The 20169-nt window shown below is 70.0% G+C and carries 17 protein-coding genes; 10 read left to right on the top strand and 7 right to left on the bottom strand.

All coding sequences use genetic code 11. The features are described 5' to 3' along the window. The first annotated feature begins 165 nt into the window (after positions 1-165). The gene (locus HLK59_RS12630; RefSeq protein ID WP_171141464.1) at positions 166-2694 is read left to right on the top strand and encodes a RelA/SpoT family protein; all 2529 of its coding nucleotides are present in this window, start codon (positions 166-168) and stop codon (positions 2692-2694) included. 79 nt (positions 2695-2773) lie between these two features. On the opposite strand, the gene HLK59_RS12635 is transcribed toward HLK59_RS12630, so the two are convergent. Next, on the bottom strand, positions 2774-4003 hold the full coding sequence (locus tag HLK59_RS12635; protein WP_171141465.1) for a DUF349 domain-containing protein: 1230 nt from the start codon (positions 4001-4003) through the stop codon (positions 2774-2776). A gap of 135 nt (positions 4004-4138) precedes the next feature. Continuing rightward, positions 4139-4954, bottom strand: a complete 816-nt coding sequence (locus HLK59_RS12640; protein WP_171141466.1) for a peptidylprolyl isomerase — start codon at positions 4952-4954, stop codon at positions 4139-4141. Between the two features lie 179 nt (positions 4955-5133). Between HLK59_RS12640 and HLK59_RS12645 the strand changes: the two genes are divergently transcribed. Beyond that, a complete protein-coding gene (locus HLK59_RS12645; RefSeq protein WP_171141467.1) occupies positions 5134-5841 on the top strand; it encodes an MBL fold metallo-hydrolase in 708 nt (235 codons plus the stop codon). 11 nt (positions 5842-5852) lie between these two features. After that, positions 5853-7115, top strand: coding sequence for a histidine--tRNA ligase (gene hisS / locus HLK59_RS12650; RefSeq protein WP_171141468.1), 1263 nt, complete (start codon positions 5853-5855; stop codon positions 7113-7115). A gap of 139 nt (positions 7116-7254) precedes the next feature. On the opposite strand, the gene HLK59_RS12655 is transcribed toward hisS, so the two are convergent. From HLK59_RS12655 to HLK59_RS12670, 4 genes are read right to left on the bottom strand one after another with little or no spacing between them, the layout of a single operon-like run. Next, on the bottom strand, positions 7255-7878 hold the full coding sequence (locus HLK59_RS12655) for a response regulator transcription factor (RefSeq protein ID WP_171141469.1): 624 nt from the start codon (positions 7876-7878) through the stop codon (positions 7255-7257). Next, positions 7875-9074 carry a sensor histidine kinase gene (locus HLK59_RS12660; protein WP_171141470.1) on the bottom strand — a complete coding sequence of 400 codons (1200 nt, stop codon included), beginning with the start codon at positions 9072-9074 and terminating at the stop codon, positions 7875-7877. The genes HLK59_RS12655 and HLK59_RS12660 overlap by 4 nt, the downstream gene beginning before the upstream one ends. Continuing rightward, entirely contained in the window at positions 9071-9916 is an 846-nt protein-coding gene (locus HLK59_RS12665; RefSeq protein ID WP_171141471.1) for an ABC transporter permease, read from the bottom strand. The genes HLK59_RS12660 and HLK59_RS12665 overlap by 4 nt, the downstream gene beginning before the upstream one ends. Beyond that, a complete protein-coding gene (locus tag HLK59_RS12670; protein WP_171141472.1) occupies positions 9913-10779 on the bottom strand; it encodes an ABC transporter ATP-binding protein in 867 nt (288 codons plus the stop codon). The genes HLK59_RS12665 and HLK59_RS12670 overlap by 4 nt, the downstream gene beginning before the upstream one ends. Before the next feature lie 146 nt (positions 10780-10925). On the opposite strand from HLK59_RS12670, the gene HLK59_RS12675 reads away from it, so the two are divergent. The 3 genes from HLK59_RS12675 (at position 10926) to rpsD (ending at position 13889) form a co-directional block, all read left to right on the top strand. After that, complete coding sequence (locus HLK59_RS12675) at positions 10926-11582, top strand: vitamin K epoxide reductase family protein (RefSeq protein ID WP_171141473.1); 657 nt, start codon at positions 10926-10928, stop codon at positions 11580-11582. A gap of 56 nt (positions 11583-11638) precedes the next feature. Then, positions 11639-12994, top strand: a complete 1356-nt coding sequence (locus HLK59_RS12680; RefSeq protein ID WP_171141474.1) for a replication-associated recombination protein A — start codon at positions 11639-11641, stop codon at positions 12992-12994. Between the two features lie 280 nt (positions 12995-13274). Beyond that, complete coding sequence (rpsD, locus tag HLK59_RS12685) at positions 13275-13889, top strand: 30S ribosomal protein S4 (protein ID WP_171141475.1); 615 nt, start codon at positions 13275-13277, stop codon at positions 13887-13889. A gap of 30 nt (positions 13890-13919) precedes the next feature. On the opposite strand, the gene HLK59_RS12690 is transcribed toward rpsD, so the two are convergent. Next, positions 13920-16055, bottom strand: coding sequence for a regulator (locus HLK59_RS12690; RefSeq protein ID WP_171141476.1), 2136 nt, complete (start codon positions 16053-16055; stop codon positions 13920-13922). Between the two features lie 128 nt (positions 16056-16183). Here HLK59_RS12690 and HLK59_RS12695 point away from each other — a divergent pair, with 128 nt between their 5' ends. Genes HLK59_RS12695 through ruvX form a run of 4 tightly spaced genes read left to right on the top strand, consistent with a single transcriptional unit; the run spans position 16184 to position 20159 of the window. Further along, on the top strand, positions 16184-16651 hold the full coding sequence (locus HLK59_RS12695) for a DUF948 domain-containing protein (RefSeq protein ID WP_171141477.1): 468 nt from the start codon (positions 16184-16186) through the stop codon (positions 16649-16651). 9 nt (positions 16652-16660) lie between these two features. Further along, positions 16661-17020, top strand: coding sequence for a hypothetical protein (locus HLK59_RS12700; protein WP_171141478.1), 360 nt, complete (start codon positions 16661-16663; stop codon positions 17018-17020). Further along, positions 17020-19692, top strand: coding sequence for an alanine--tRNA ligase (gene alaS, locus HLK59_RS12705; protein WP_171141479.1), 2673 nt, complete (start codon positions 17020-17022; stop codon positions 19690-19692). Before HLK59_RS12700 ends, alaS begins: the two co-directional genes overlap by 1 nt. A gap of 2 nt (positions 19693-19694) precedes the next feature. Beyond that, the gene (gene ruvX, locus HLK59_RS12710) at positions 19695-20159 is read left to right on the top strand and encodes a Holliday junction resolvase RuvX (RefSeq protein ID WP_171141488.1); all 465 of its coding nucleotides are present in this window, start codon (positions 19695-19697) and stop codon (positions 20157-20159) included. Positions 20160-20169: the final 10 nt, after the last annotated feature.

The raw sequence follows: 20169 nt of genomic DNA on the forward strand, positions 1-20169 counted from the left end.
ACAGCGGCCCCCTCGCACAGACTCCGGAATGCCGGCGGCAACCCCTCACGTTTCACCGGTAGACGGTCCTCACACCCGCCTGAAGGCGATCCCGAGCCGCAGGATCGCTACCATGGGGTCTCCGGAGCCTGATCGGGGGACCCGGTTCGCGCACGAGGAGTCCTCTTGCCAGACGAGGCCCAGCCACTGACCGCCGCCAAGCCCGAGCCCAGCTCAGGCACCGCGGCCACGCCCGCGAAGAACGCCGCGCAGGGCTCGGTCGAGCACGCCCAGTCCGCGCCCGTCGACAAGTCGGCCGAGCAGCCGCGCCCCAAGCCGGCACCGCCCGAGCGCCACGCGCCCGCGGCCACGCCCGCCGCGGTCCGCCCGCCGGCCGGCCAGCCCGCCCGCTCCGGCGGCTCCTCCAACCGCGTCCGCGCCCGTCTCGCCCGTCTCGGCGTCCAGCGCTCCAACCCGTACAACCCGGTCCTGGAGCCGCTGCTGCGGATAGTGCGCAGCAACGACCCGAAGATCGAGACCGCGACGCTGCGCAAGATCGAGACGGCCTACCAGGTCGCCGAACGCTGGCACCGCGGCCAGAAGCGCAAGAGCGGCGACCCGTACATCACGCACCCGCTCGCCGTGACCACCATCCTCGCCGAGCTCGGCATGGACCCCGCCACCCTCATGGCGGGCCTGCTGCACGACACCGTCGAGGACACCGAGTACGGCCTGGACCAGCTCCGCCGCGACTTCGGTGACTCGGTCGCCCTGCTCGTCGACGGCGTCACCAAGCTGGACAAGGTCAAGTTCGGTGAGGCCGCGCAGGCCGAGACCGTGCGCAAGATGGTCGTCGCGATGGCCAAGGACCCGCGCGTCCTGGTCATCAAGCTCGCCGACCGCCTGCACAACATGCGCACCATGCGCTATCTCAAGCGCGAGAAGCAGGAGAAGAAGGCGCGCGAGACCCTGGAGATCTACGCGCCGCTCGCCCACCGCCTGGGCATGAACACCATCAAGTGGGAACTGGAGGACCTCGCCTTCGCGATCCTCTACCCCAAGATGTACGACGAGATCGTCCGGCTGGTGGCCGAGCGGGCACCGAAGCGTGACGAGTACCTGGCCATAGTGACCGACGAGGTCCAGCAGGACCTGCGCGCGGCCCGCATCAAGGCGACCGTCACCGGCCGCCCGAAGCACTACTACAGCGTCTACCAGAAGATGATCGTCCGCGGCCGTGACTTCGCGGAGATCTACGACCTGGTGGGCATCCGCGTCCTGGTGGACACGGTCAGGGACTGCTACGCGGCCCTGGGTACCGTCCACGCCCGCTGGAACCCGGTTCCGGGGCGGTTCAAGGACTACATCGCGATGCCCAAGTTCAACATGTACCAGTCGCTGCACACGACGGTCATCGGGCCCAACGGCAAGCCCGTCGAGCTCCAGATCCGCACCTTCGACATGCACCGCCGCGCCGAGTACGGCATCGCCGCGCACTGGAAGTACAAGCAGGAGGCCGTCGCCGGGACCTCCAAGGTGCGTTCGGACCAGCCGAGGACCACCGGCAAGGACGACCACCTCAACGACATGGCGTGGCTGCGCCAGCTCCTCGACTGGCAGAAGGAGACCGAGGACCCCGGAGAGTTCCTGGAGTCCCTGCGCTTCGACCTCTCGCGCAACGAGGTCTTCGTCTTCACGCCCAAGGGCGACGTGATAGCGCTGCCCGCCGGCGCCACCCCCGTGGACTTCTCGTACGCGGTCCACACCGAGGTCGGCCACCGGACCATAGGGGCGAGAGTCAACGGCCGTCTGGTGCCGCTCGAATCCACCCTGGACAACGGCGACCTGGTGGAGGTCTTCACCTCCAAGGCGGCCGGCGCGGGTCCCTCCCGCGACTGGCTGGGCTTCGTCAAGTCCCCGCGGGCCCGCAACAAGATCCGGGCCTGGTTCTCCAAGGAGCGCCGCGACGAGGCGATCGAGCAGGGCAAGGACGCCATCGTCCGCGCGATGCGCAAGCAGAACCTGCCGATCCAGCGCATCCTGACCGGCGACTCCCTGGTGACGCTCGCCCACGAGATGCGCTACCCCGACATCTCCGCGCTGTACGCGGCGATCGGCGAGGGCCATGTCTCCGCGCAGAACGTCGTGCAGAAGCTGGTCTCCGCGCTCGGCGGCGAGGAGGCGGCCACCGAGGAGATCGACGAGGCGGTCCCGCCGTCCCGCGGCCGCGGCCGCAAGCGCCGCTCCAGCGCCGACCCCGGCGTCGTGGTCAAGGGCGTCGACGACGTATGGGTCAAACTCGCCCGCTGCTGCACCCCCGTGCCCGGCGACCCCATCATCGGTTTCGTCACGCGCGGTAGCGGCGTATCGGTTCACCGCAGCGACTGTGTGAACGTGGAGTCACTGTCCCGCGAGCCCGAGCGCATCCTCGAGGTCGAGTGGGCGCCCACCCAGTCCTCGGTCTTCCTGGTCGCCATCCAGGTCGAGGCCCTGGACCGCTCCCGGCTCCTCTCCGACGTCACCCGCGTCCTGTCCGACCAGCACGTCAACATCCTCTCCGCGGCCGTCCAGACCTCCCGCGACCGCGTCGCCACCTCCCGCTTCACCTTCGAGATGGGCGACCCGAAGCACCTCGGCCACGTCCTGAAGGCGGTACGCGGCGTGGAGGGCGTCTACGACGTCTACCGCGTGACGTCGGCACGCGCCCGGTCGTAGGGCACACGACGAGAAGGGCCCCGTACCGCGAGGTACGGGGCCCTTCTCGTCGTAGAAGCTGATCCGAGGTCCGGGGCTTTCAGCCGCCGAACTCCTGAAGGCCCTTCAGTGCCTGGTCCAGCAGCGCCTGGCGGCCCGCCAGCTCGCGCTCGAGCTTGTCGGCGCGGGCGTTGTTGCCCTGGGTGCGGGCCTGCTCGATCTGGCCCTGGAGCTTGGCCACGGCGTCCTGGAGCTGGCCGGTGAGACCCGCGGCACGCGCGCGTGCCTCCGGGTTCGTCCGGCGCCACTCGGTCTCCTCGGCCTCCTGGATGGCCCGCTCGACGGCGTGCATCCGGCCCTCGACCTTGGGACGCGCGTCCCGCGGGACGTGGCCGATGGCCTCCCAGCGCTCGTTGACCTGGCGGAACGCGGCGCGCGCCGCCTTGAGGTCGGTGACCGGGAGGATCTTCTCGGCCTCCTCGGCCAGCTCCTCCTTGAGCTTCAGGTTCTCCGACTGCTCGGCGTCGCGCTCCGCGAAGACCGAGCTGCGGGCGGCGAAGAAGACGTCCTGGGCGCCGCGGAAGCGGTTCCACAGGTCGTCCTCGTGCTCGCGCTGGGCACGGCCCGCGGCCTTCCACTCCGCCATCAGCTCGCGGTAGCGGGCGGCCGTCGGACCCCAGTCGGTGGAGGCGGACAGCGCCTCGGCCTCGGAGACCAGCCGTTCCTTGGTCTTACGGGCGTCCTCGCGCTGTGCGTCCAGAGACGCGAAGTGAGCCTTGCGGCGCTTGGAGAACGCCGACCGGGCGTGCGAGAAGCGGTGCCACAGCTCGTCGTCGGACTTGCGGTCCAGCCGCGGCAGCCCCTTCCAGGTGTCCACCAGGGCCCGCAGCCGCTCACCGGCCGCCCGCCACTGGTCGGACTGCGCCAGCTCCTCCGCCTCGACGACCAGCGCCTCCTTGGAGTGACGGGCCTCGTCGGACTGCTTGGCACGCTGCTGCTTGCGCTCCTCGCGACGCTTCTCGACCGTCTCCACGAGCTTGTCCAGACGCACCTTGAGGGCGTCCAGGTCGCCGACCGCGTGGTGCGCGTCCACCTGCTCGCGGATGTGGTCGATGGCGACCTGTGCGTCCTTCGCCGACAGATCGGTGGTCTTCACTCGCTTCTCGAGGAGGCCGATCTCGACAACCAGGCCCTCGTACTTGCGCTCGAAGTAGGCCAGCGCCTCCTCAGGGGAGCCGGCCTGCCAGGAACCGACGACCTGCTCGCCGTCGGCCGTACGCACGTACACGGTCCCCGTCTCGTCGACGCGGCCCCACGGGTCGCTGCTCACAGCGCCTCCTCCACATGATGCCTGCAGAGGGCTTCAGCGCCCCCGGGCATCGTCCACAGTTTCGTCACGGCCAACATAGGCGACCGGCGGGTTGCCTGTCCGCATCCCGCGCGACCGAAATTTCGCTGTTGGGGGTCAGGATTTGGTGACAGTCGCCTTGTTGATCACGACCGTTGCGTTGGGAGCTCCGTCACCCGCTCCGGTGCTCTCACCCGCGGCGGCGATCTTCTTCAGGACCGTCATACCGGATTCGGAAACCGTACCGAACGGCGTGTAGCTCGGCGGCAGCTGACTGTCCTGGTAGACGAGGAAGAACTGGCTGCCGCCGGTGTGCGCCTGCCCGGTGTTCGCCATCGCGATGGTGCCCGCCGGGTAGACGTTGTCCTTGAGGCTTTTGTCCTTCAGGTTCTCGTCCGGGATCGTGTAGCCGGGACCACCGCTGCCGCTGCCCGTCGGGTCGCCGCACTGGAGCACGTAGATGCCGTTGGTGGTGAGCCGGTGGCACTTGGTGTGGTCGAAGTAGCCCTTGGCCGCGAGGAAGCTGAACGAGTTGACGGTGTGCGGGGCCGCCTTCGTCTTGAGCGCGATGTCTATGTCACCGCACGTCGTCGCCAGCTTCATCGTGTACTTCGCCGACTTGTCGATCGTCATCGACGGCTCCTTCTTCCAGGTCGCCGTCTTGACCTTGCCCTCCGCGGCCTTCTCGCACGGGTCGGCGATCGCGCTGGGCGTCGCCGACGGCGTGGTCGCGGCGGCGTCGGACTTGTCGTCGCCGCCCTTGAGGACATCCGACGTATAGAGCGCCAGACTGCCCACCAGGATCACGCCGAGCACCGACGCGATCACGGAGTTGCGCATGCGGGCCTTGCGCCGCGCGGCCGTGCGCCGCTGCTGCTGCCGCAAGAACTTCTCCCGGGCGAGCTGCCGCTTCCGCTGTTCCTGGGTGACCACCGGGTTCTCTCCTCATGCGTCTCGTACGCCTGCTGGGACGCCTGCGTCTAGTGAGCCGACCGCGTGCGTTTGCCCCGTACCGTATATGGGTTCGCTGAGGAAACGGCAGCGCCGGTAGGCTCTGACCACAGGCTCAGCCGTTTTTAAGCCCGCCCTTATCGACACAACGAAGGACGATCGTGCTCATTGCCGGGTTCCCCGCCGGGGCCTGGGGGACGAACTGTTATCTCGTCGCCCCCGCCGCCGGTGAGGAGTGCGTGATCATCGACCCGGGCCATCAGGCCGCCCAGGGAGTCGAAGAGGCACTGAAGAAGCATCGGCTCAAGCCCGTCGCCGTCGTCCTCACCCATGGCCACATCGACCATGTGGCCTCGGTCGTCCCGGTCTGCGGTGCGCACGACGTACCCGCGTGGATCCACCCCGAGGACCGGTTCATGATGAGCGACCCGGAGAAGGCGCTCGGCCGCTCCATCGGGATGCCGCTCATGGGCGAGCTGACCGTGGGGGAGCCGGACGACGTCAAGGAGCTCACCGACGGCGTCAGGCTGGAACTGGCGGGACTGGAGCTCACCGTGGCGCACGCGCCCGGCCATACCAGGGGGTCGGTGACCTTCGGCATGCCCGAGGCGGCGGACATCCCGCCGCTCCTCTTCTCGGGCGACCTGCTGTTCGCCGGCTCCATCGGACGCACCGACTTCCCCGGTGGCTCCATGGACGACATGCTCGAGTCCCTGGCCCGCGTGGTCCTGCCTCTCGACGACTCGACCGTGGTGCTGCCCGGCCACAACGAGCACACGACCATCGGCCGTGAGCGTGCCACCAACCCGTATCTGCGGCAGGTGGCCGCCGGCCAGGGAGCCTCCGAGGCTCCCCGACGAGGAATGTGACGAGACTTTCCGTGAGCACCTTCAAGGCCCCCAAGGGCACGTACGACCTCATCCCGCCGGACAGCGCGAAGTTCCTCGCGGTCCGCGAGGCGATCGCGGCCCCGCTGCGCAACTCCGGCTACGGCTACATCGAGACGCCCGGCTTCGAGAGCGTCGAGCTCTTCGCACGCGGTGTCGGTGAGTCCACCGACATCGTGACGAAGGAGATGTACGCCTTCGAGACCAAGGGCGGCGACCGGCTCGCCCTGCGCCCCGAGGGCACGGCTTCCGTGCTGCGCGCGGCGCTGGAGGCCAACCTCCACAAGGCGGGCAACCTCCCCGTCAAGCTCTGGTACTCCGGCTCGTACTACCGCTACGAGCGCCCGCAGAAGGGCCGTTACCGCCACTTCTCCCAGGTGGGCGCCGAGGCGATCGGTGCGGAGGACCCGGCGCTCGACGCCGAGCTGCTCATCCTGGCCGACCAGGCGTACCGCTCGCTGAGGCTGCGCGACTTCCGGATCCTCCTCAACAGCCTGGGCGACAAGGAGTGCCGTCCGGTGTACCGGGAGGCGCTCCAGAACTTCCTCCGCGGGCTCGACCTCGACGAGGAGACGCTGCGCCGCGCGGACATCAACCCGCTGCGGGTCCTCGACGACAAGCGTGAGGCGGTCCAGAAGCAGCTCACGGGGGCACCCCTGCTGCGGGACTACCTCTGCGACGCCTGCAAGGCGTACCACGAGGAGGTCCGCGAACTGATCACCGCGGCGGGCGTCGCCTTCGAGGACGACCCCAAGCTGGTGCGTGGCCTGGACTACTACACCCGTACGACCTTCGAGTTCGTCCACGACGGTCTGGGCTCCCAGTCCGCGGTGGGCGGTGGCGGTCGCTACGACGGACTGTCCGAGATGATCGGCGGCCCCGCGCTGCCGTCGGTGGGCTGGGCGCTGGGCGTCGACCGGACGGTCCTCGCGCTGGAGGCGGAGGGCGTGGAACTCGAACTCCCCTCCACGACCAGCGTCTTCGCGGTACCGCTGGGGGAGGAGGCCCGCCGGGTCCTCTTCGCCAAGGTGACGGAGCTTCGCAAGGTCGGCATCGCGGCCGACTTCTCCTACGGTGCCAAGGGCCTCAAGGGCGCCATGAAGAACGCCAACCGCAGCGGCGCCCGCTACACCGTCGTCGCCGGCGAACGCGACCTCGCCGAGGGCGTCGTCCAGCTCAAGGACATGCAGTCCGGCGAGCAGACGGCGATCGGCGTGAACGAGATCGTGGCGGAACTGGAATCCCGCCTCGGCTGAGTCTTCCTCGCCCCCGCCGCCCCTACCCGTCCCGTCCCTGAGGGCTGCCGCCCCCAGACCCCCGCTTCGGCCGGTTGGTCAGCCCCTCCGGCGTTTGAGGAGCGGGGGTCCAGGGGGCGGAGCCCCCTGGGGGCGAGGCTCAGTCCAGCAGGCCGTGCCGCATCGCGCTCGTCACCGCCGCCGTCCGGTCGTCCACCCCCAACTTGCCGAAAACCCGCAGCAGATGGGTTTTCACCGTCGACTCCCCGATGTACAGCCGTCGCCCGATCTCCGCGTTCGTGCACCCCTCCGCCACCAGCCGCAGCACGGCCGTCTCGCGCGTGGACAGTCGTGGACGTTCCGGCTTGGTCCGTAGTTGGTCCACCAGTCGGGCCGCCACCGACGGCGCCAGTACGGTCTCGCCGCGCGCAGCCGCCCGTACCGCCTGCGCCAACTCCCCGCGGGGCAGGTCCTTGAGCAGATAGCCCGCCGCGCCCGCCTCCACGGCCCGCAGGATGTCGCGGTCCGTCTCGTACGTGGTCAGGACGATGACCCGGCAGCCCAGCCCGGCCGCGGCCATCCGCTCGATGGAGTCCACACCCCCGCCCTCCGGCATCCGCAGGTCCATCAGCACGATGTCGGGCCGGAGCTCCGCGGCCAGCGCCTCCGCCCGCGGACCGCTGGACGCGTCGGCGACCACCTCAAGGTCCGGCTCGGCGCTCAGCATGGCCCGTAGCCCCTCCCGTACGACGGGGTGGTCGTCGGCCAGGATGATCCGGATCACGAAGAGCTCCTCACAGGCGGTACGGGCAACCGGACGGTGACCGTCGTGCCGGCGTCCGGGGTGCTGTCCACCCGGGCGGTCCCGCCGGCCTCGGCGGCCCGGGCGCGCAGCCCCGCCAGCCCGTAGCCGCCGGTCACGGACGAGGGGTCGAAACCGTGGCCGTCGTCCCGTACGGACACGGTCAGGGTCTCCTCGGCGTAGGCCAGGGCGATTCCGACGGTCGCCGAACTCCCGGCGTGCTTACGGGCGTTCGACAAGGCCTCCTGGCAGGAGCGCAGGGCCACCACCTCGGCCCCGGCGGGCGACGGCCGCACCGGGCCCGTCACCTCCAGCGTCGCCGCGTGGCGGGCGGCGAGCCGACGCAGCGCGTCGGGGAGCGAGGCCCCGTCCAGGTCCGCCGGTGCCGCCCCGGCGACCAGGGCGCGTGCCTCGGCGAGATTCTGCCGGGCCGTCTCGTCCATGAGCGCCAGATGGCGGCGGGCCTGCGGCACGTCGCACTCCAGCTCGGCCTCGACCGCCTGGACCAGCATCAGCAGGCTGGTGAAGCCCTGGGCGAGCGTGTCGTGGATCTCCCGGGCCATCCGCTCCCGCTCGGCCAGCGCCCCGTGCGCCGCCGACAGCCGCGACACCTCGTGCCGGCTCGCGTCCAGCTCCGCGATCAGCTCGGCCCGGTCCTGGCTCTGCTCGATGATCCGGATGATCCAGCTGCCGACGGCCGCCGAGAAGACGAAGGTGACGACCGCGAACACCGAGTTGAAGAAGACGTCCTGGTCGCTCGGCCACCACAACAGGGCCCAGCCCACCACGGGCACGAGATTGATGACGGCCACGGCCCCCAGAGCCCACCGGAGACGCAGCGTCATGAAGCACGGCGGCACGAGCGCGAACGTCATCAGCCGTGTCTCGCCGACCAGCACCGCCGACGGCAGGAACAGCGCCATCATGGCCGCCAGGAAGCCCAACGCCCGCCGCTCGTCCGGCGGATCGCCCCGCAGGACGGGGCGCCCGACCACGACGTACAGCGGGATCAACGGCACGAGCAGCGCCGCCGCCGTGACCCGGACCGGCCACCCCGGGACGTCCGTGCCGAGCACGAACACCAAGGTGGCCAGCCAGACGATCGCGAAGTACGTGTCCCAGAGCCGGAACGAGCGGTCCCAGGTGTAGGCGCCCACCAGCCCGGCGGGGATCCTCATCCGTCGCGCCGGTTCTTCCACCGGAAGGTCAGCAGGCACAGCACCAATCCTCCGATGCACCAGGCCCCCAGGACCAGGGCGATACGGCCGAACTCCCAGCCGCCGGCCTGTTCGAGGACCTGCGCCGAGTCCGGCAGGAACACCCCGCGCAGACCCTGGCACATCCACTTCAACGGGAACAGGGCACCGATGTCCAGCATCCAGTCCGGGATGGTGTCGATCGCGATGTACACGCCGGAGATGAACTGGAGGACCAGGAAGGGGAGCACGACCACCGAGGTCGCGCTCTTGCCGGACTTCGGGACCGAGCTGATCGCGATGCCGAGCAGGGCGCACGCGGTCAGCCCGAGGACGAAGATCCAGGTGAAGTGGAACCAGCGCGTGGCGTCCGAGGGCAGCTCGACGTCGTACAGCGTCGTGCCGACGAGCAGCAGGATCGCCGTCTCCATCAACCCCGTGACCAGAACCAGCCAGATCTTGCCGAGGAAGTACGAGGCCGGTGGCATGGGGGTGCCCCGGAGCCGGCGCAGCACCTTCTCGTCGCGCTCGATGGCGATCGAGATGCCGAGGGACTGGAAGCTCGTCGACATGATGCCGGCGGCCATCATCGCGGGGACGTAGAGCTGGGAGGCCGTGATGCCGGCGCCCTCCACGTCGTCGCTGAAGATCGACGCGAACAGGAACAGGAAGACGACAGGGAAGGCGAAGGTGAACACCACCTGGTCGCGCTGCCGGAAGAACTGCCTGAGTTCCAGCGCGCCCCGCTGGAGGCCGATCCCGAACGCGCCGGGCAGCCGCTCGGTTTCCGCGTCCGCGCGGGTCCGTACGACAGTCGTGGTCATCGTGCGTCCTCCTGTCCGGTCAGCCGGAGGTAGACGTCCTCCAGCGTGGGGCGGCTCACCCGCAGCCCCGGGATCTCGCCGTCGAAGCGGTGCGCGAGCTCGGCGACCGTGCGGGTCGGGGTGGCCGTCCGCTCGGTCCGCGGGGCGCCGTCCGGCTCGGTCCACTCGACGGTGGCCTCGGTGCCGTACCGGTCCCGCAGGGCGGCCGGGCGGCCCTCGGCGACGATCCGGCCCGCGGTCACCACGGCGAGGCGGTCGGCCAGGGCTTCCGCCTCCTCCAGGTAGTGCGTGGTGAGGAGGATGGTCGTGCCCTCGTCGGACAGGGTGCGGATCAGATCCCAGAACTGGCGTCGGGCCGCCGGGTCGAAGCCGGTCGTCGGTTCGTCCAGGAGCAGCAGTTCGGGACCGCCGATCACACCGAGCGCCACATCGAGGCGGCGGCGCTGCCCGCCCGACAGGGCCTTGATCCGGCTGCCCGCCTTCGCCTGGAGACCCACCAGACCGATGACCTCCTGAGGGTCACGCGGCTTCGGGTAGTAGCGGGCGAAGTGCCGTACGGTCTCGCCGACCGTCAACTCGGCGGGCGCCGATTCGTCCTGCCAGACGATTCCGACACGTGAACGCCACGCGCGTGTGCCCTTCGCCGGATCCGCGCCCAGCACCCGGACCTCGCCACCGTCCCGGCTCCGGTTGCCCTGGAGGATCTCCACCGTCGTGCTCTTGCCCGCGCCATTGGGCCCCAGCAGGCCGAACACCTCGCCCCTGCCGATGCCGAGATCGATACCGTCGACCGCGGTCACGTCGCCGTACTGCTTGCGCAGCCCCCGTACGTCCACCGCGAGTTCGTTCGCGTGTGTTGTCATGCCGTCGAGCCTCGGCCGGAACCGAACGCTCAGGGACGACCGAGCGTCCTTCCTTATGTCCACCGAACGGTGGACAAGGCCCTCTGTACGGCACAATGGCCCCTGCCCGAAGAAGGTCCAACTCTCAAGCAGACGGAATCGGCGTGATGAGCAAGACCACAGTCAAAGACGTCTCCACCGAGCCAGAGCCGGAGGAGAGGGCCGCTGAGCCACGGTCGGTGGGCGGCAGTCGTGCCTTCGCCGTCATGCTGGTGCTCACCGGCGCGGCCGGCCTGCTCGCCGCGTGGGTCATCACGATCGACAAGTTCAAGCTCCTCGAGGCCAAGGTCGAGGGCAAGAGCTTCACCCCCGGTTGCAGCCTGAACCCCGTCGTCTCCTGCGGCAGCGTCATGGAGAGCGATCAGGCCCACGCCTTCGGGTTCCCCAACCCGATGCTCGGCCTCGTCGCCTACGGCATCGTCATCTGCGTCGGCATGAGCCTGCTCGGCCGGGCCCGCTTCCCGCGCTGGTACTGGCTGACCTTCAACGCCGGCACCTTGTTCGGAGTCTCCTTCTGCGCCTGGCTGATGTTCCAGTCGCTGTACCGGATCAACGCCCTGTGCCTGTGGTGCTCCCTGGCCTGGGTCGCGACGATCATCATGTTCTGGTACGTGACCTCGTTCAACGTGCGCAACGGCTTCCTGCCCGCCCCGCGCTGGCTGAAGAGCTTCTTCGGCGAGTTCACCTGGGTGCTGCCGGTCCTGCACATCGGGATCATCGGCATGCTGATCCTGACGCGCTGGTGGGACTTCTGGACCAGCTGACCGGGCCCGCACAGGCCCGGGCGGGATTGTCAGTGCGGTGAATTAGGGTTCTCGACGTGGAGCCCGACCTGTTCACCGCAGCCGCCGAAGAGCGCCAGGAGAAGGACCCCGCCGGGAGTCCCCTGGCGGTACGGATGCGCCCGCGCACCCTCGACGAGGTGGTGGGCCAGCAGCATCTGCTGAAGCCCGGCTCGCCCCTGCGCCGCCTCGTCGGCGAGGGCACGGGCGGCCCGGCGGGCCCGTCCTCGGTGATCCTCTGGGGCCCGCCCGGCACCGGGAAGACGACCCTCGCGTACGTGGTCTCCAAGGCCACCAACAAACGCTTCGTCGAACTGTCGGCGATCACCGCGGGCGTCAAGGAGGTCCGCGCGGTCATCGAGGGAGCCCGCCGTGCCACGGGTGGGTACGGCAAGGAGACCGTCCTCTTCCTCGACGAGATCCACCGCTTCAGCAAGGCCCAGCAGGACTCCCTTCTCCCCGCCGTCGAGAACCGCTGGGTGACCCTGATCGCGGCGACCACGGAGAACCCGTACTTCTCGGTGATCTCCCCGCTGCTGTCCCGCTCGCTCCTGCTGACCCTCGAACCCCTCACGGACGACGACCTCAGAGGGCTGCTGCGCAGGGCCCTCGGCGACGACCGAGGCCTCAAGGACACCGTCACCCTCCCCGAGGACACCGAGGACCACCTGCTGCGCATCGCCGGCGGCGACGCCCGCCGGGCCCTGACCGCCCTGGAGGCCGCCGCCGGGGCCGCGCTCGACAAGGGCGAGGCGGAGATCTCCCTCACCACGCTGGAGGAGACCGTCGACCGCGCGGCCGTGAAGTACGACCGCGACGGCGACCAGCACTACGACGTCGCCAGCGCCCTCATCAAGTCCATCCGGGGCTCGGACGTCGACGCCGCCCTGCACTACCTGGCCCGGATGATCGAGGCCGGCGAGGACCCCCGCTTCATCGCCCGCCGCCTGATGATCTCCGCCAGCGAGGACATCGGCCTGGCCGACCCCAACGCCCTGCCCATAGCCGTCGCCGCCGCCCAGGCCGTCGCCATGATCGGCTTCCCCGAGGCCGCCCTCACCCTCAGCCACGCCACCATCGCCCTCGCGCTGGCCCCCAAGTCCAACGCCGCGACCATGGCGATCGGCGCCGCCATGGAGGACGTACGCAAGGGACTGGCCGGATCCGTGCCGCCCCACCTGCGCGACGGGCACTACAAGGGCGCCGCCAAGCTCGGCCACGCGCAGGGGTACGTGTATCCGCACGACCTGCCCGAGGGCATCGCCGAGCAGCAGTACGCCCCGGACGCCCTCAAGGACCGCGAGTACTACGCGCCGACCAGGCACGGCGCCGAGGCGCGGTACGCGGACGCGGTCGAGTGGACCAGACAGCACCTCGGTCGCAAGCGGTCCTGAGCGCCCTGTAGAATCCTCGGAGCGCTGTGTCCCGTGCAGTCAGAACGGGACGGTCAGCCGGAACCCCCAGTGGGTTCCAGGAGCGTCGCGCACCGTTCGAATGGTGTCGCGGGCAGCCCACCTCCGTTCACGGTAGGTGGGCCACTCGTGTGCTGCACATATGTGCCCAGACCAGGGAGCGGCTGCCCACCAGGCCCGGCAACGGACCCGGCGGGTTTCCCCGGCTGCGGATGCGACCTCCCTCAACCCTGACGAGCCGAACACTGAGAAATGAGAGATTGTGGCGAATCAGTCCCGCCCCAAGGTCAAGAAGTCGCGTGCCCTCGGCATCGCGCTGACCCCGAAGGCCGTCAAGTACTTCGAGGCCCGTCCCTACCCCCCGGGTGAGCACGGCCGTGGCCGCAAGCAGAACTCGGACTACAAGGTCCGTCTGCTCGAGAAGCAGCGTCTGCGTGCGCAGTACGACGTGTCCGAGCGTCAGCTCGTCCGCGCCTACGAGCGTGCCTCCAAGGTGCAGGGCAAGACCGGTGAGGCCCTGATCATCGAGCTCGAGCGCCGTCTCGACGCGCTGGTCCTGCGTTCGGGCATCGCCCGCACGATCTACCAGGCCCGCCAGATGGTCGTCCACGGCCACATCGAGGTCAACGGTGGCAAGGTCGACAAGCCGTCGTTCCGCGTCCGTCCCGACGACGTCGTGATGGTCCGCGAGCGCAGCCGCGAGAAGACCCTCTTCTCCATCTCCCGTGAGGGCGGCTTCGCCCCCGACGGCGAGACCCCGCGCTACCTCCAGGTGAACCTCCGCGCCCTGGCCTTCCGCCTGGACCGTGAGCCGAACCGCAAGGAGATCCCGGTGATCTGCGACGAGCAGCTCGTCGTCGAGTACTACGCCCGCTGATCACCAGCCGGACGTAGTACACGCACCACCTCAGCCCGCCGTCTCCCCACCCTTGCGGGTGGGCGAGGCGGCGGGTTCCTGCATGGCGACGGCACCCTGAGCATGCCGTGCCGGTCCGCGCGGCGCGGGCAGCACCTGAGGGATCCGCCCCAGCGCCCGGGCCACGGCCGCGTCCCGGCCGAGCCGCCCCCCGGTCCGTACGCACTCCGCGTACCGCTCGTCGCCCAGGTCCTCACGGGCCATCGCCTCGCACAGCTCGTGCGGGGCGTTGTAGTAGGCGGAGCCGAACAGCGGCAGACCCACCGAGGGCCACATCGCGGCGGCGGCGCCCTGCAGGACCGCGGCCTCCGCCGCGTCGCCCTGGGCCGCCGTGACCAGGGCCAGCAACTCGATCGTCAGCACCGAGCCGAGCAGATCGTGGAAGGCGTGCGCGGCGCCCAGGCAGTCGGTCAGCAGCGTGCGGGCCGCCGCCGGATCGCCCTCGCTCCAGGCCGCGTACGCCAGTACGTACAGCGCGTACGACCGGGTCCAGCCCTCGCCGTGGTCCTCGCAGACCCGGCGGACGTCCTGGCACAGCCGTACCGCCTCCGGCAGATCGCCCTGGAACGCCCGCGTCATCGCCAGCTCGACCTGGCCCATCAGGACGTTGCTGTTGAGCTCGCCGATCTCCCGGTAGCGCTCCAGCGCCGAGCGCAGCAGCGTCTCCGCGCGGGGCATGTCGTCACTGACCAGGGCCAGACAGCCGGTGCGGTGCTCGGCGTACGCCACCGCCGTCGGGTTCGCGGACCGCTCCGCCTCCTCCCGGCACTCGTGGAGCGCGGCCAGCGCCGGCACCGTGTCGCCCTGGAGGATCGCGACGTAGCCGAGCACCCACAGGGCCTTGAGCCGGGACAGTTCGTTGTCGGACTCCAGCCGCACGGCCTGCTCCAGCCAGTGCCGGCCCTCCGAGAGCCGCCCGCAGCCGACCCAGTAGAACCAGAGCGAACCCGCGAGGTACTGGCCCAGATGCGCCTCGTCCGGGTCGCCCAGACAGTGCTCCAGGGCGCAGCGCAGATTCGGCAGCTCCGCGTCGACACGGGCGGCCACCTCGGTCTGCCGCGGGGAGAACCAGTCCAGCTCGCACCAGGTCGCCAGGCCCAGGTACCAGTCCCGGTGCCGGCGCCGCAGCCGGTCCGCGTCCCCGGTCGCCTCCAGCCACTCGGCGCCGTACGCCCGGACCGTGTCCAGCATCCGGTAGCGCACGCCCGTCGCACTCTCCTCGCGCCCGACGACGGACTGCGCGAGCAGTTCCGTCAGCACGTCGAGGACGTCCTGCTCGGCCAGCCCGTTCCCGCTGCACACATACTCCACGGCCGCCAGGTCGAACGGCCCGGCGAACACCGAGAGACGCGACCACAGCAGCCGCTCCTGGGGCGAGCACAGCTCATGGCTCCAGCCGATCGCCGTACGCAGCGTCCGATGGCGGGGCAAGGTGTCCCGGCCGCCGCCGGTCAGCAGCCGGAACCGGTCGTCGAGCCGCTCCAGCAACTGACCGGGGGACAGGGCCCGCAGCCGCCCCGCGGCCAGCTCGACGGCGAGCGGGATGCCGTCGAGGCGCCGGCACAGTTCCGTCACGTCGGGATCGGCGGCGACGGACACCCCCTGCCGCGCCGCCCGGTCCACGAAGAGCTCCACGGCCTCGGCCTCGGCGAGCGGCTCCAGCGCGAACACCCGCTCGCCCGCAACCGACAGCGGCCGACGACCCACGGCGAGCACCCTGAGCCCCGGCACCCGGTGCAGCAGATCGCTCACCAGCTCGGCGCAGGCGTCCACCAGATGCTCGAACCCGTCCAGAACCAGCAGGAGTTCACGCCCCGGCTCCGTCAGGTGCGCGAGCAGGATCTCGCGGGGCAGCCGTGTGGTGTGGTCGGTCAGCCCCAGCGCCTCCACGACCGCGAAGTCGACGAACTCCGGATCGCGCACCGACGCCAGCTCCACCCGCCACGCCCCGTCCCGCAGCGCCGCCCGCGCCGCCAGCCGGGACTTGCCGATACCACCGGCGCCGGTCACGGTCACCAGCCGTGAGCCGTCCAGAGCCAGGCAGAGTGCGGCGAGTTCGGCCGAGCGGCCCACGAACGCGTCCAGTTCGAGGGGGAGGTTGCCGTCGCAGAGCCGATCGTCACGCATGGAACACGGAGCGTACTGAAGCGTGTTCGGTCCGTACAATCGCCCCGGGCGACTCGGCCCCCGCGCGCACGGTAATCCGGTGCGGAGGCCCGCCCGCGGCGCGATAGGCTCACCGCACGACTTTTTCGATGTTCAGGCACGTATACGGGAGCGGGTGCGCAGTGTCCGGTGGCGAGGTGGCCGGGATCCTGGTGGCCGTCTTCTGGGCGATCCTGGTCTCCTTCCTCGCTGTCGCGCTGGCGAGGCTGGCCCAGACGCTCAGGGCGACCACCAAGCTGGTGGCGGACGTGACCGACCAGGCTGTCCCGCTGCTGGCGGACGCCTCCTCGGCGGTGCGCTCCGCGCAGACCCAGATCGACCGGGTGGACGCCATCGCCTCGGACGTCCAGGAAGTCACCTCCAATGCCTCCGCGCTGTCCACCACCGTCGCCTCCACCTTCGGCGGCCCCCTGGTCAAGGTCGCGGCCTTCGGATACGGCGTGCGCAGGGCGATCAGCGGCCGCAAGGACGACGTGCCCGCCAAGGCACCCCGGCGTACCGTGATCGTGGGCCGCACCGTTGTGGCGTCACGACGGAGCAAGCGGAAGAAGGACTGAGACCTAGCGATGTTCCGCCGTACGTTCTGGTTCAGCACGGGCGTCGCCGCCGGTGTGTGGGCCACCACCAAGGTCAACCGCAAGCTGAAGCAGCTGACCCCCGAGAGCCTCGCCGCGACCGCGGCGAACAAGGCGCTCGAGGCCGGTCACCGCATCAAGGACCGAGCGGTGGGCTTCGCGCTCGACGTCCGCGACAACATGGTCCAGCGGGAGGAAGAACTGGGCGACGCCCTCGGGCTGAACGCCCCCGTCGACCCCGAACTCCCCGCGCCCCGGCGGTACGCCGCCATCGAGAACCGCAACAACCCGAAGTACGTCGAGGGATCGACGTACCGGACGTACCCGTACAACCGAAACGAGGACCACTGATGGAGTCGGCCGAGATCCGCCGCCGCTGGCTGAGCTTCTACGAGGAGCGCGGTCACACCGTCGTCCCTTCGGCGTCGCTCATCGCGGACGACCCGACTCTGCTCCTGGTCCCCGCCGGCATGGTCCCCTTCAAGCCGTACTTCCTCGGTGAGGTCAAGCCGCCGTGGGCGCGCGCGACCAGTGTGCAGAAGTGCGTGCGCACGCCCGACATCGAAGAGGTCGGCAAGACCACCCGGCACGGCACGTTCTTCCAGATGTGCGGCAACTTCTCCTTCGGCGACTACTTCAAGGAAGGCGCCATCAAGTACGCCTGGGAGCTGCTCACCAGCCCCCAGGACAAGGGTGGTTACGGCCTGGAGCCCGAGAAGCTCTGGATCACCGTCTACCTGGAGGACGACGAGGCCGAGCGCATCTGGCACGAGGTCGTCGGGGTGCCCAAGGAGCGCATCCAGCGCCTCGGCATGAAGGACAACTACTGGTCCATGGGTGTCCCCGGACCCTGTGGCCCCTGTTCCGAGATCAACTACGACCGCGGCCCCGAGTTCGGCGTCGAGGGCGGCCCCGCCGTCAACGACGAGCGGTACGTGGAGATCTGGAACCTCGTCTTCATGCAGTACGAGCGTGGCGAGGGCATCGGCAAGGACAACTTCGAGATCCTCGGCGAGCTCCCCAGCAAGAACATCGACACGGGCCTCGGCCTGGAGCGGCTCGCGATGATTCTGCAGGGCGTGCAGAACATGTACGAGATCGACACCTCCATGGCCGTCATCAAGAAGGCCACCGAGCTGACCGGTGTCGCGTACGGCGACGCCCACGGGTCGGACGTCTCCCTGCGCGTGGTCACCGACCACATGCGTACGTCCGTGATGCTCATCGGCGACGGCGTGACCCCCGGCAACGAGGGCCGAGGATATGTCCTGCGCCGGATCATGCGCCGCGCCATCCGCAACATGCGGCTGCTCGGCGCCACCGGTCCGGTCGTGCTCGACCTGATCGACACCGTGATCGCCATGATGGGCCAGCAGTACCCGGAGCTCGTCACCGACCGCGAGCGCATCGAGAAGGTCGCCGTCGCCGAGGAGAACGCCTTCCTCAAGGCGCTCAAGGGCGGCACGAACATCCTCGACACCGCTGTCACCGAGACCAAGGCCTCCGGTGGCACGGTCCTCGCCGGCGACAAGGCGTTCCTGCTCCACGACACCTGGGGCTTCCCGATCGACCTCACCCTGGAGATGGCCGCCGAGCAGGGCCTCTCCGTGGACGAGGACGGCTTCCGCCGTCTGATGAAGGAGCAGCGGGAGCGCGCCAAGGCCGACGCCCAGGCCAAGAAGACCGGCCACGCCGGTGCCGGCGCCTACCGCGAGATCGCCGACCAGGCGGGCGAGACCGAGTTCATCGGCTACTCGGACACGGATGCCGAGACCACGATCGTCGGCATCCTCGTCGACGGTGCCTCCTCCCCGGCCGCCACCGAGGGCGACGAGGTCGAGATCGTCCTGGACCGTACCCCGTTCTACGCCGAGGGCGGCGGCCAGATCGGTGACACCGGCAGGATCAAGGTCGACTCCGGCGCCGTCATCGAGATCCGCGACTGCCAGAAGCCGGTCCCGGGTGTGTACGTCCACAAGGGCGTCGTCCAGTTCGGCGAGGTCACCGTCGGTGCCAAGGCCCACGCCTCGATCGACTCCCGCCGCCGTACGGCCATCGCCCGCGCCCACTCGGCCACCCACCTCACCCACCAGGCCCTGCGTGACGCGCTCGGCCCGACGGCCGCCCAGGCCGGTTCCGAGAACCAGCCCGGCCGTTTCCGCTTCGACTTCGGCTCCCCGTCCGCGGTTCCCACGGCCGTGATGACCGACGTGGAGCAGAAGATCAACGAGGTCCTCGCCCGTGACCTGGACGTGCACGCCGAGATCCTGAGCCTCGACGAGGCCAAGAAGCAGGGTGCCATCGCCGAGTTCGGCGAGAAGTACGGCGAGCGCGTCCGCGTCGTCACCATCGGCGACTTCTCCAAGGAGCTGTGCGGCGGCACCCACGTGCACAACACCTCGCAGCTCGGCCTGGTCAAGCTGCTCGGCGAGTCGTCGATCGGTTCGGGTGTGCGCCGTATCGAGGCGCTCGTCGGTGTCGACGCCTACAACTTCCTGGCCCGCGAGCACACGGTCGTCGCCCAACTCCAGGAGCTGATCAAGGGCCGTCCGGAGGAGCTCCCGGAGAAGGTCTCCGCCATGCTCGGCAAGCTGAGGGACGCCGAGAAGGAGATCGAGAAGTTCCGCGCCGAGAAGGTCCTCCAGGCCGCGGCCGGTCTCGCCGAGTCCGCCAAGGACGTCCGCGGCATCGCCGTCGTCACCGGCCAGGTCCCGGACGGCACCACTGCCGACGACCTGCGCAAGCTGGTCCTCGACGTCCGCGGCCGCATCCAGGGCGGCCGGGCCGTCGTGGTGGCCCTGTTCACCGTCGCGGGCGGCAAGCCGCTCACGGTCATCGCCACCAACGAGGCCGCCCGCGAGCGTGGCCTCAAGGCCGGTGACCTGGTCCGTACGGCGGCCAAGACCCTCGGCGGCGGCGGTGGCGGCAAGCCGGACGTCGCCCAGGGCGGCGGTCAGAACCCGGCCGCGATCGGCGAGGCCGTCGAGGCCGTCGAGCGTCTGGTCACGGACACCGCGAAGTGACGATGCGCAGAGGCCGCCGGCTCGCCGTCGATGTCGGGGACGCCCGGATCGGGGTCGCTTCGTGCGACCCCGACGGGATCCTCGCCACTCCGGTGGAGACGGTCCCCGGCCGGGACGTCCCGGCCGCCCATCGACGGCTGAAGCAGATCGTCGAGGAGTACGAACCGATCGAGGTCGTCGTCGGACTCCCTCGCTCCCTCAAGGGGGGCGAGGGCCCGGCCGCGGTCAAGGTCAGGGCCTTCGCCCAGGAGCTGGCGAAGGGCATCGCGCCGATACCGGTACGCCTGGTGGACGAGCGGATGACGACCGTGACGGCCAGCCAGGGACTGCGTGCCTCGGGTGTGAAATCCAAGAAGGGCCGCTCCGTCATCGACCAGGCCGCCGCTGTGATCATCCTTCAGCAGGCGCTCGAATCCGAACGGGTGTCAGGTAAAGCACCCGGAGAGAGCGTCGAAGTGGTCATCTGATCGCGATACG

Source organism: Streptomyces sp. S3(2020) (genome assembly GCF_013044505.1).
In the GTDB taxonomy this organism is placed as follows: domain Bacteria; phylum Actinomycetota; class Actinomycetes; order Streptomycetales; family Streptomycetaceae; genus Streptomyces.